The organism is Dyella flava (genome assembly GCF_016904955.1).
Lineage (GTDB): Bacteria > Pseudomonadota > Gammaproteobacteria > Xanthomonadales > Rhodanobacteraceae > Dyella_B > Dyella_B flava.
Genome location: NZ_JADIKE010000036.1, coordinates 386,429 through 398,132 on the forward strand (window position 1 = coordinate 386,429; position 11,704 = coordinate 398,132).

Annotated in this window: 7 protein-coding genes; 3 read left to right on the plus strand and 4 right to left on the minus strand. The window is 61.1% G+C overall.

All coding sequences use genetic code 11. The annotated features are described in order from the left end of the window. The first annotated feature begins 102 nt into the window (after positions 1 to 102). Both ISP19_RS13155 and ISP19_RS13160 read left to right on the plus strand, forming a co-directional pair. Positions 103 to 5,106: a glycosyltransferase family 92 protein gene (locus tag ISP19_RS13155; RefSeq protein ID WP_204682838.1), complete on the plus strand. Its 5,004-nt coding sequence runs from the start codon at positions 103 to 105 to the stop codon at positions 5,104 to 5,106. A 198-nt stretch (positions 5,107 to 5,304) separates the two neighbouring features. Beyond that, on the plus strand, positions 5,305 to 5,769 hold the full coding sequence (locus tag ISP19_RS13160) for a hypothetical protein (RefSeq protein ID WP_204682839.1): 465 nt from the start codon (positions 5,305 to 5,307) through the stop codon (positions 5,767 to 5,769). Positions 5,770 to 5,789: 20 nt separating this feature from the next. Here the strand turns inward: ISP19_RS13160 and ISP19_RS13165 are convergent, their stop codons facing one another. Both ISP19_RS13165 and ISP19_RS21300 read right to left on the minus strand, forming a co-directional pair. Further along, a complete protein-coding gene (locus tag ISP19_RS13165) occupies positions 5,790 to 7,448 on the minus strand; it encodes an MASE1 domain-containing protein (protein ID WP_204682840.1) in 1,659 nt (552 codons plus the stop codon). 349 nt (positions 7,449 to 7,797) lie between these two features. Continuing rightward, positions 7,798 to 8,019: an SMR family transporter gene (locus tag ISP19_RS21300; RefSeq protein WP_204682900.1), complete on the minus strand. Its 222-nt coding sequence runs from the start codon at positions 8,017 to 8,019 to the stop codon at positions 7,798 to 7,800. 239 nt (positions 8,020 to 8,258) lie between these two features. Between ISP19_RS21300 and ISP19_RS13175 the strand changes: the two genes are divergently transcribed. Next, complete coding sequence (locus tag ISP19_RS13175; protein WP_204682841.1) at positions 8,259 to 8,567, plus strand: hypothetical protein; 309 nt, start codon at positions 8,259 to 8,261, stop codon at positions 8,565 to 8,567. 4 nt (positions 8,568 to 8,571) lie between these two features. Here the strand turns inward: ISP19_RS13175 and flgL are convergent, their stop codons facing one another. Continuing rightward, a complete protein-coding gene (flgL, locus tag ISP19_RS13180) occupies positions 8,572 to 9,813 on the minus strand; it encodes a flagellar hook-associated protein FlgL (RefSeq protein ID WP_239556778.1) in 1,242 nt (413 codons plus the stop codon). Next, the gene (gene flgK, locus ISP19_RS13185; protein WP_204682842.1) at positions 9,810 to 11,702 is read right to left on the minus strand and encodes a flagellar hook-associated protein FlgK; all 1,893 of its coding nucleotides are present in this window, start codon (positions 11,700 to 11,702) and stop codon (positions 9,810 to 9,812) included. Before flgK ends, flgL begins: the two co-directional genes overlap by 4 nt. Between the last annotated feature and the right edge of the window lie 2 nt (positions 11,703 to 11,704).

Genomic DNA, 11,704 nt, shown 5'->3' on the forward strand with positions numbered 1-11,704 from the left:
ACCAAGCTTGCTCCTTACCTCCCATATCCGGCGCCGGCGCCCGGAAGTGTCGGAATTCCGACGCTTGCGCCCGGCGCTCTATAGATAAGGTGAGGAAGTCAAATGCGTTGTGTGCTTGCGATCTGCGCGATCTTCAAGGATGAGGCCTGGTATCTGCGCGAATGGGTCGAATTCCATCAATTGATGGGTGTAGAGCGCTTCTACCTCTACAACAACAACGGCTCCGACCGTTACCTGGATGCCCTGCAGGTGCATATCGAGTCCGGCGCGGTCGTCGTGTACGAATGGCCGCAGCAGTCCGCGCAGCTGCAGGTCTACGAGCATTGCCTGAAGACCCACGGCAGCGAAACCGACTGGCTCGCCTTCCTCGACGTGGATGAATTCCTGTTTTCGCCCAAGGCCAAGCTGCTGTCCGATGTCCTGGCCGACTATGCCGACCAGCCTGGCGTCGGCGTTAACCGGGTGACGTTCGGTTCGGCCGGACACCAGCTCAAACCGAAAGGTGGTGTGCTGGAAAACTTCCTGCGCCGTGGTGACCTCAATGGGGATCTGCAATACGAGCATCTGCGTTTGCCGGACGGCAGCTACCGCTCGGAAAACTCGCATATCAAGAGCATCGTGCAACCGTCGAAAGTGCGTAGCTGCGGCGATGCGCACCATATGCTTTACGTTGACGATGCACGCGCAGTCGACGAGAACCGGCGACCGATCACCGGCTCCTTTACCGACAAGGTGTCGGTGGAACACCTGCGCATCAATCACTACTGGAGCAAATCGGAAGAAGAGTGCCGCCATAAGTTCAACCGCGGTTTTGCCGATGGCACCGGCTCGCGCGACTGGAATGAATTCCTGGCGCACGACAAGATTCTCAATTCCGTCCATGACGACACCGTGCTGCGTGTCGTGGCGCAACTGGGTGTATTGCCGCCCAAGTGGGCGCTGGATACCTTCGAGCGCAATGACGAGGGTGTCTACCATTCACCCTTGCGCGATCGTCCCGCGCATAAAGCCATCCACACCACGGCAACGCATCTGTTCGATGTGATGCATCAGGCCGCCGATACCAGCCTGTATTCGGCAACGCTGGCCAGGGAAATCCACAGCCGCGAGAGTGCCCTGCACTTGTCGCCCCGACGCGCCAATCCCCTGCATGCTCTCGACGGCATCGCCGCTGACAGCCGCGTGCTGGAGCTTGGCTGCGGTGGCGGCGTGCTGACGCAGGCGTGGATTGAACGCGGCTGCAGCGTGGACGCCATCGAATTCGCCCCGCACTGGGCACGCGTTGCCGCTGCACGCCTGCGCGAGCAGCCGAAGGCGCGGGTTTTCCAGGCCAGTCTGCGCGAGCTTGATCTGGCTGCGAACTACGATGTGGTCTGTCTCAATTTTGATCATGAGTATGCCGAGGCGTGGCCGCGCGGTGACGCACTGCGCGAGGCCATCGCCGTGGCCGCCGGTGCGCTCAAGCCAGGCGGCGTGCTGTTGTTGTTCAGCGGCAACCGTCTGGCCGAACCGGACAATCATGCGCTACTCACCCGCAGCCAGCTCGAAGCGGCCTTGCGTGCAGCCGGGCTGCCACGGATCGACACGCAGCTCGTCTTCCCGGATGTCCGGCTTCCCGAATTGCTGGTATCCGATCAGGCACTCACTGCGGCACCCCAGCTGCGCGTCGACGAGCTGATCGCTCAACGTCCGCTGCTGCGCGATGGCGGCAACGAAGCCGTGCAATGGCAGCGGCATCAGGAAGCAGGCTCGCTGGGCCAGTACGCCCCAGGTCTGCTGCTGATCGCGCGCCGCGAAGATACGCCCTCGCCCTTGCGCGCTGGCGTGCTCGCACAGAGCTATGTGGACAATCGCATTCCTGCACTCGATACCGTTACCGAGATCGTGCTGGATGAAGGCGCGATCAAGGTGGTGCCGCGCAGCCTGGTGAGCGATCAGGGCTGGAACACGACCGGCTTTGATCAAGTCCTGACATCGCATGCGTATCCGCAAGGCCGCTCCTTGCTGACCGAGGTTCGCCGCGCCATCCACGAACGCCGCACCGACCGCATGATCGCACTGCTGCGCAAGTGGGGCGCCCTGGTCTACGCGCAGGCCGACGACGACGACAAGATTCCGGCCGAATGGCTGGATGCACTGCCCGCGCACATCTATATCGACGCCGACGGCGGACTCAGCTACCAAGGCGGCGAATGGCGCTCGCGACAGCCGATCGAAAAGCAGATTCCGGTCTACGTCGGCCTGTGGCAGATCGCCTATGAAAGCGGGTTCGAAAACCTGCTTGGCATCACCTCGCCGATGGAGCGCGTGATCTGGCTGTGCAAGCGGCTGATGATTGACGCCTCCGCCGAGTGGATTGGGCACGGCCGCAATATCAATGAATCGTTTGCGCGCGAGATTCACGAAGGCGATTGCTGGAATCGCACCGATCGGCACCTCAAGGTGCTGCCTGCGTGGATGGTCCCGCCCCCGCCATCGGATCTTTACAAACACTGGCAGGCCAAGCTGCAGCTGGGCGAGATTGCGATTGCGCAAGCCATGCAACGTATCGAGCAGCCAGGTACGCCACCGCGTATCCATGTGCTGCTGATCGACACGGCGGACGATGCGGAAGCCGTCGCAATCACGCGCGACAGCCTGGATGCCCAGCACTATCCCCATCATCAGCTCAGCGTCGTTTCCGGCGAAGAGCGCGTAATGGAACGGCTGAACCAGGCCATCGCCGCCAGCGACGCCGACTGGATCCAGCTCGCCTACGCCGGCGACATCCTGCATCCGGCCACCCTGCTGCTGCTTGCCGAGCGCGTGGCCACGCATGCCCATCTGAGTGCCGTCTATTTCGACGAAGACACGCATACGCATGGCACGTTCGAGAGTCCGATCTTCAAGCCGGATTTCAATCTCGACATGCTGCGCAGCTATCCCTACGCAGGCCGTGCGCCTGCCTTCAAGCGCGAGCGCTGCGTGGCATTGGGCGGCCTGAGCGAAGACTACGGCGACATCGCCGGCTACGACCTGCTGTTCCGCTTGCTGGAAGCGGATGGCCTGTACGCGATCGGGCACATCGGCGAAGTCATGTACCACGCCGCGCTGCCGTATGCGCGCTGGCTGGCTTCGGACACGGTGAAGACCCATAGCGCCACCATTGTCTCGAACCACCTCGCGCGCCTCGGCGTGCCGCACCAGATGGACCCGGGCGCACTGCCCGGCTTCAATCGCGTGCTGTACCAGCACAACCGGCAGCCGGCGGTGTCGATCATCGTGCCGACCAAGGATCAGCTGCCGATCCTCAACGGACTGATCGACAGCCTGTTGTCGAAGACCACCTATCTCAACTACGAGGTATTGATCGTCGACAACAACACCGAGGAACCGGCCGCGTGCGCTTATCTGGATGGCATTGAACGCCTCAACAACAGCCAGTTGCGCGTGCTGCGTTATCCGCATCCGTTCAACTATTCGGCCATCAACAACTTTGCCGCCGCACAGGCACGCGGCGAATACCTGATCCTGCTCAACAACGATACCGCCGTGCTGCATGGCGACTGGATCGAAGCGCTGCTCAATCACGCGCAACGTCCGGAAGTGGGCATCGTCGGCACCAAACTGCACTATCCGGATGGGCGCATCCAGCATGGCGGCGTGGTGCTGGGCCTGCGCGGTCCGGCCGATCATCCTTTCATCGGCCAACCGATGGAGGCGGATGGCTACATGCATCGCCTGCGCGTCGATCAGAACTACACCGCGGTCACGGCAGCCTGCCTGATGATCCGCAAGTCCGTGTACGAGCAGGTCGGCGGCCTCGATGAGCAGGACTTCAAGGTGTCCTACAACGACGTCGATCTGTGCCTGAAGGTCAACAAGGCCGGCTATCTCACGGTCTGGACGCCTTACGCACGTCTGATGCACGTCGGCAGCGTCAGCCAGGCCAAGGTCGACAAAACGGCCCAGGAAGCCAAGCAGAAACGCTTCCAGGGCGAACAGGGCGCGATGTATCGCAAGTGGTTGCACCAGCTTGCGCGCGATCCGGCCTACAGCATCAATCTCAGCATCGACGGCACCGGCTTCGAGCTGGATCCGCACCGCGGCAAGAACTGGCAGCCCTTCACCCAACCCTTGCTGCCGCGCATGTTCTGCGTAGCGGCCGATTCGCATGGCTGTGGCCATTACCGCATCATGCAGCCGTTCGCTTCCATGCAGCGCAGCGGCATGGTGGAAGGCATGATTGCCGGCGCGCATCTGCCGCCGGTGGCGATGGAGCGCTTCCAGCCCACCTCGCTGGTGCTGCAGCGCCAGGTCACCGACGCGCAGGTGAAACTGCTCGAGAGCTATCGCGACTTTTCACGCGCGTTCAAGGTGTTCGAACTCGATGACCTGATCCAGCAGATCCCGATCAAGAGCCAGTTCCACGGCCTGATGCCCAAGGACATCGTCAAATCCCTGCGCCGCTCGCTCTCCACGGTGGACCGCTTCGTGGTCTCGACCGATGCGCTGGCCGAAGAGTTCAAGGGTTTCCACTCCGACATCCGCGTGGTGCTCAATCGCCTGCCGGTGAATTGGTGGGGCGACATGCCCAAGAGCGAGCGCCGCGTGGGACGCAAGCCGCGCGTCGGCTGGGGCGGCGGCTCCAGCCACCGTGGCGACCTGGAACTGATCGCCGATGTTGTGCGCGATCTCGCCAACGAAGTGGAGTGGGTCTTCTTCGGCATGTGCCCGGAAAAGCTGCGCCCGTATATCCACGAATTCCACAACGGCGTGCCGATCGAGGAGTACCCGCGCAAGCTGGCTTCACTCAACCTGGACCTTGCGCTGGCGCCGCTGGAAGAGAATGTCTTCAACGAATGCAAGAGCAACCTGCGTTTGCTCGAATATGGCGCCTGCGGTTTCCCGGTGGTCTGCACCGACATCGTTTGCTACCAGGGCGACTTGCCGGTCACGCGCGTCAAGAACCGTTATAAGGAGTGGACCGCAGCGATCCGCACGCACCTAAGTGATCTGGATGCCACCGCCAGGATGGGTGATGCATTGCGCGATGCCGTAAAGAAGGACTGGATGCTCACCGAAGACAAGCTGCTGCATTGGCGCGATGCATGGCTGCCCAACTAACCTGTTTGAACTTGCCGGCCCCGGGGAAGGACGGCAAGTTCGCCAACCGCAAGGCGCGTCAAAGGAATGTGAAGGCGGGCCACTGCTATCGGTTCGCTGAATATTCGCGCATTTGCGCAAAAGATGACTCTTTTGCGTACATTTCCCCTGCTACATTCCTGTTACCGGTAGGTCACTACCTTTACTTAGGGGAAACCCATGCGCACTAAAGCAAATCTCATCCGCAAAGTCGCCCTGTCCAGCCTGTTTGCTCTTTGCGCAGCCTCGACAGGCGCAGCCTTCGCCCAGACCGCCACGCCTTCCAACGGATTAGGCCAAGCTTGGCCAAATACCACGGACCTCAGCGCCAGCCCGAACTGGCACGTCTACGTGTTTGTGATGAACGGCGTCAAGTACATTCAGATCAATGACTTGAATGGCACCGTGCATGCGGCAGTGGGTGTGGCCAATGGTACCGGCGTAGTGCTGCCGATGGGTGTCGATTCGCAGAATGTAACGATGACGCCTGTGACGTCGACATCGTCACCTTCATCGAATTCAAGCGCGCAGACAATTTATAGCGACAGTGACACCACGGTGACCGCGGCGCCACAGAGCAACGGAACGACGCAATTCACCACGCTGACGGCGGTTTGTCCGAACGGCTGCTCCGGTGGCGGCTAAGAAGCGATGCAGGCGTAAGATTATTTGACCCACAAGCGCAATGGAGCAGAGGCAGGTGTAGGAACCGGCCTCTGTTCCTCTTGCAGGACATCATGCAGCAGCGCCGTAATACGCAGCCTGTCCTTGCGCGTACGCAGGTGAAGCGCCCCGTCGAAGATGCCCACGTTGTCGCGCATCTCAGATACATCCAGGGCGCTTGCGCCCAGTTTTGACGCAAGGCGCTGCCGCTCTTCCGCGAAATACACGGCGTTGGCCACGCCAGTATCTTCCAGCACCCCTTCGATACGAAGCACTACCCAACGCTTGCCGTGGGTTTCTCCTCCGCGGAGCGTTAAACGGACCCTGCTGCAGGCAAGACGCGAAGTCACGTAGACAACGGCTTCGCACGCCAACCGATATGTCACGGTAAGTACGGATGGTGCAAGCCGGGTAAATCCGCGTCCGGTGATTTCGCAGCGGTAAGCGATGCCGGCTTCATCGAGTGCACGCGCAACCGTCTCATTGAGCGCGGCAGGCAGTCCGCGTTCGCGCCAAGCTAGCGGATGCATGCTTTCGGCCAGCTGGTAAACCTGTGTCTGCGTCGATAACGCCTGCTTGTAGAACGCGTGACTTTCGATATTCGGCACGATTCGCCGCATTTGCTCAAGCAAGCGGCTGTTCGTTACATGCAGGCTGCCGGCCAGATATTCCAGCGCCTGCGATGTCTGCCTCATGCGCTGCTCGCCCATCTGAAGCGTTTGCCTCGCAAGGCGTTGCACGTTCAACGCGCTCTGCCGCTCCTTCTGCTCCTGCATGAGCTGGGCGCTGATGCGTGCGCCAAGGGCAAACAAACAGGTAATGCCAATGGCCAGCAACACTTGGGTTGCATATGTCTTGGTCTCAAATTCATTGACCGACAGGATCTGCAGGGAGAAGCAGGCAATCGCAAGGGCTCCACTCACGGCCGCCGCACGCCAACCATGCTTGAGCGTAAGCCACGCCATCGGCAGAAACACGGCAACCGGGGCAATCTGCTTGACCTGCTCGTCTCCAGAAACACTCAGCCAGAACAGAATCGCCAACGACGGAACCAGCAAACCGATCGTGTCGAGGAACAGCCTGCTGGCAGTAACCTGCCGCACCAACTCGCGCCAGTGTCCTGCCCGATAGTCGAGTTTCACCATCACGGCCCACGGCATCACGCACATGATGGCCAGATAGGGCCCCAGGAAGCAGCCAATGGCTATGTCGATAAGCGGGGCCGTTGGGCGTGCGCTGTCGATGAGGACCGAGTAGGCGATCGTGCTGTAGACCATGCCGGCGGCGGAACTCAGCAACGCGCAAATGATCAGCGCCTTGATATCCACCAGATGCTTGGCGGGGAAAGGCGGCATGTTCTTCCGGCACCACCAGACGAAGGGCATGACGGTAAGGCTGGGAGGAATGGCGCGCACCGCCACCCAGACGGGACCCAGCGTATCCAGGCAGCTATAGACCTCATAGCCATTGGAAAGCGACTCACCGACAAGCAGCGCTGGCCAGAAGCGATAGGGAAACAGCAGCAGGCAGGCAAGCCGCACACCTGCGTGAATCGGAAAATACGTTGTCGAAATCGGGTTGATAGCGAGATAAAGCAGCGCATAGCCGACGGCAACGCCGACTTGTGCCAGCCATTCATCTCTCACCGATACCTTTCCCATGCTCCGCGCCCCTTATCGAACAACTTGTTTGTGCCCGCCGCGTGGCTGTCAGTATGACTTCTAATCCAATGGATTATGGAACAATTTCTGGTGTGAATTCGGCGTGAGCCACTGGCTCTATACAAATGGATGCAAGAGCCCAGCCAAGCCATACCCATCAAAGGGTTAACTGCGTCACATTCCGGCGATCGGCCATCCCGGCCATAGACATTTGTGAAGACCGAGCTCCCCGTTCGGCCATTCACCCACCCAATACACTCGGCGATCGTAAAACCTTCCGATGCGTCCCTGATCCCCACCACCTGCGTCATCGATCAGGTGAATGTCGACAGGACCATGCCCGCCCTGATCAACCCCAGCCCCAGCCACCCCGAAAGCGCAGGCACTGGCCAAACAGGGCGATGCCAAATATCGCCATCGCGATCAATCCCACCTCGCCCCGCACACCACCGGCCATCGAAAGTTCGATGCCTTCGACCGCATGGCTCAACACCCCAAACGCGGATAGCGCGCCACATAGTATCGCCGAAACGCCCTCAAACTTGAATTGGAAGCCATCGGGAATGGGGATAGCACCTGGGCGGCGATCTCAACTGCGTCCGGTCGTGACCTGGTTGGGCACGCTTGCACAAAAACGCTTTGACGCCAGGCGTCCATCACATCGCCCAGCCACCCCCACGCTGCCGTGCGCAAAATCCCGTGAAATCGCCTTGAAAATGGCTTCCCGCAGCAAGTAGCAGCCAGCTGGCACGGCTTGTGTATAGCCATCTATGCGGCCTGCTGTCTGGGCCGTGCCAGTCAGGGGGATTGATGATGGACAAGAAAGCGCTGACACACGCGTGCCTGCGCCAGGACTTCAAGGGGCATCAGATCGAGCAGAAGCACGGCGAGGTTCCGATTCGCATCTTCCGGATGATCTACGGGTCCGGATTCGCTCCGGCCTTCAGCGCCTCGCACGGCCTGCGCCATACGCTGGCCCTGCTGGACCGGCGATCGCTCGACAAACTCTTGCAGGACGAACGCAGCGGCGTGCTGGACGGCAAGATCGAAACCGCCCTGGCGCACGAAGCCGCCGGCACCAACACGGCAGCCGACGGCCCGGGCCCGCAAGGCAACTGATCGATCAACTCTGCAGGTAATCGAACAGGCTGGTTCCCTGGATCTTCGAAAACACCTGCTGCGATGCCTGCAATGCCGTCGATTGCAGCGAAAGGTTGCTGATCGCCGTCGCCATATCGACGTTCTGCACATCCGACAGCGCACTCTGATAGGTGACGCTGAGATTGGAATAATCGCTTTGCTGTTGCTGCAGGGTATCGATGCGGGTGCCTACCGACACTTCCGTGCTCTGCACGCCGTTCATGGCCTGCTGCAGCGATTGGAGCTGCTGGTTCAATGTATTGCTCAACTGCGTGTTGTTGTCACCGCTTTGCAGCGCGGAGATCATGTTGTTGAGCGTGGTGAACACGTCCTGCGTGTTGGATGCCGTATCGGACTGGATATTGACCGTGTCGCCCGCCGCCGGCGTGCCGCTCATGGTGACGGACATGCCATCGAAGCTGATGCTGCCACCGTCGGTATACGTCCCGGTGATCGGGTTGCCGCTGCTGTCCATGACCGGATTGCCGGCGGCATCGGTGACCGTATACGTGCCGTTGGCGCCGAAGGTGATGGTGTCGTTGATCGGCCCCGCCGCGGTCGCCGCGTCGAATGCGCTGGTGTCGGTAACGCTGTTGGCGCCGACCACCAGGGTGCCGGTATTGCTGGAGCCGGCGCTGGCCACGAACGAACCATTGCCGGCCGGGATGTCCATGAAAAGCGCGTCGCCGGGATCGCCATTGGCCACCTGCAAACCCTGCCCGATCGCCGTGTACGACTGTTGCCCGTTGCCGGTATAAGTCACCGCGCCCGCGCTGTTGGCCACGAATGGCGTGGTAGTCGTGCTGGTGCCGGCGAACAGCGCCTGGCCGTTGGCGTCGGTGGTGTTGGCAAGCTGCACCAGCTGATTGCGGTATTGCTCCAGCTCGGTTGCCATGTTGCTGAGATCGGTGCTGTTGTTGGTGCTGCTCATCGCGCTCAGCGCAACATCGTTCACGCTGCTGAGCAGGTTGTTGATCGAGCTGAGCGTGCTGCTTTCGGTGGACAGCCGCGTGTTGGCGCTGGTGATGTTGCTGGTGTACTGGGTGTTTTCGGCCAGGATATTGTTCAGGCCGACAATCTGCGCCGCGCCGACCGGATTGTCGGAGGCGACATTGATCGCATTGCCGGTGCTGACCTCGTTTTCCGTCTCGTCCAGCGCGTTCTGCTGGTTGAGCATGGTGTCGACCGACTGCTGATACATCCAACTGGTAGAGATACGTATCATGTGCCGTCCTGAATCGCCGTGATCAAGTTAGTGAACAATTGCTGCGCGGTTGAAATCACCTGCGCCGAGGCCTGATAGGCCTGCTGGTACTGCACCAGGCTGGCCGCTTCCTGATTGAGGTTCACGCCGGCAAGGCTCTGCTGATTGCTTTCGGCCTGGCTGTAGAGATCGGTCTGCGTGGTGAGTTCGCTGTTGGCCTGACTGCCGGCGTCGCCGATCTGCGTGGTGAGATTGGCGTAGCTGTCCACCACCGAGGTCTGGCCGCCATCCAGCACACCCGTGTTGGCAAGCGCCGCCAGGGCCGTTGCGTTGGCGTTGCTGTTGAGGCCATTGGTATTGGCCGCCACGCTGAAGCTGTCGCCACTGGCCGGCGTGCCGCTCAGGTTGAGGCTCCAGCCATCGGCGGTGATCGGCTGGCCGGCGGTATAGGTGCCGGTGGTGGTGTTACCCGCGCCATCGGTGACCGTATACGTGCCGCCCGCACCGAAGGTGACGGTCGCACCGGAAAGCAGATTGGTATTGCTGGCGTCGGTCACGCTGATCGAACTTACCGCGCCGGTACCGGTATTGCTCGTTGCCGCCGTCGCCGTCAGCGCCGCGGCGGCAGCAATGCCGCTGGGATTGGTCAAGCTGACCGACAACGACGTCGCGGCATTGCGGGTGGGCTCGATCTCGTAGCTGTCACCCGTCTGCGCCGTCCCCGACACACTGAAGGTGAGACCGTCGGCGGATAACGTGCCGTTGCTGTTGGCCGTCAACGCCACGTTTTGCCCGCCGGTCGTGCTCAGGCTCCAGCCGTTGGTGCCGGTGCCCGTGCCGGTATAGGTGAGGATGTAGTCGGAAGTGGTGAGCTGCGACACGTCGCTGATCGACGCACTCACGCTTGCGCTGCCGGCGTTGTTGCTGGAAGGCAGCACGCCCGGCGAACCCACACTGAAGATCGGCTGGCCTTGCTGGCCATTGAGATCCAGGCCCTGTGCCTGTTGCGCATTCACGCTCGAGGCCAGCGCAATGGCCGACTGGCCGAGCGCATTCTGCGCCGGCTCCAGCACCGTATTGCGATAGCTGATCAGCGCGCCCAGCGTGCCGCCGGAGAGCTGCGAGGTGATGTCATTGCCCGAGCTGTCGAAGACATCGGTGCTGGTCGGATCGTACTGATTGGAGCCCGACGACAAGGCATACGACTGCGTACCGCTGACCAGGGTTTCGCCGGCCGAGGTGTACACGCTGACCGCGCCGTCGCTGTTGGTCGACGCGGAAATGCCGGTCAGGCCGGCCAGCTGTTGTACCAAGTTGTCGCGCTGGTCGAGCAGGCTGTTCGGATTGGTGTTGCCGGCTGCTGCGATCTGCCCGTTGAGCTGGGCGATCTGCGAAGCAAGGTCGTTGATGCTGGTGACGGTGTCGCCGATCTGCTGATTGACCTGGGTCGACTGCTGGCCGAGCTGCTGCCCCAGCGTGTTGTACACACTGGTCAGCGAGGACGCATCGCCCAGCGTCGCTTGCCGTACCGATGACGAACCCGGCGTATTGGCGACGTTGCTGAAGCCGCTGTAGAAATTGTCCAGTGCGGTCTGCAGGTTGCCGCTGTTGCTCAGCAGGCTGTTGAGCGTGCTGGTGAGATTGTTCGTGGTGGTGGCGTTCTGCAGCCCGCTGTTGCTGCTCCACAACGCACTGGTCAGGTACTGGCTGTAGGCACGTTGCACCGCCACCACATTGACACCGCTGCCGAGGGTGTACTGGCTGTTGCTTTGCCCCAGGGTTTCCACCTGCTGCACGCTTTCTTCGCTATAGCCGCTGGTGCTGGCGTTGGCGATGTTGTTGCTGACCGTGCTCAGCGCTACCTCGGCGGCATTGAGGCCGGATATGCCGATGTTGAGCAAGCTGGACATGA

What these genes read in the sequence shown, in the direction of transcription:
- ISP19_RS13175 (WP_204682841.1), top strand. Translation starts at nt 8,259, where the DNA reads ATGATGGACAAGAAAGCGCTGACACACGCGTGCCTGCGCCAGGACTTC.
- flgK (WP_204682842.1), bottom strand. Translation starts at nt 11,702, where the DNA reads ATGTCCAGCTTGCTCAACATCGGCATATCCGGCCTCAATGCCGCCGAG.
- flgL (WP_239556778.1), bottom strand. Translation starts at nt 9,813, where the DNA reads ATGATACGTATCTCTACCAGTTGGATGTATCAGCAGTCGGTCGACACC.
- ISP19_RS13160 (WP_204682839.1), top strand. Translation starts at nt 5,305, where the DNA reads ATGCGCACTAAAGCAAATCTCATCCGCAAAGTCGCCCTGTCCAGCCTG.
- ISP19_RS13165 (WP_204682840.1), bottom strand. Translation starts at nt 7,448, where the DNA reads ATGGGAAAGGTATCGGTGAGAGATGAATGGCTGGCACAAGTCGGCGTT.
- ISP19_RS13155 (WP_204682838.1), top strand. Translation starts at nt 103, where the DNA reads ATGCGTTGTGTGCTTGCGATCTGCGCGATCTTCAAGGATGAGGCCTGG.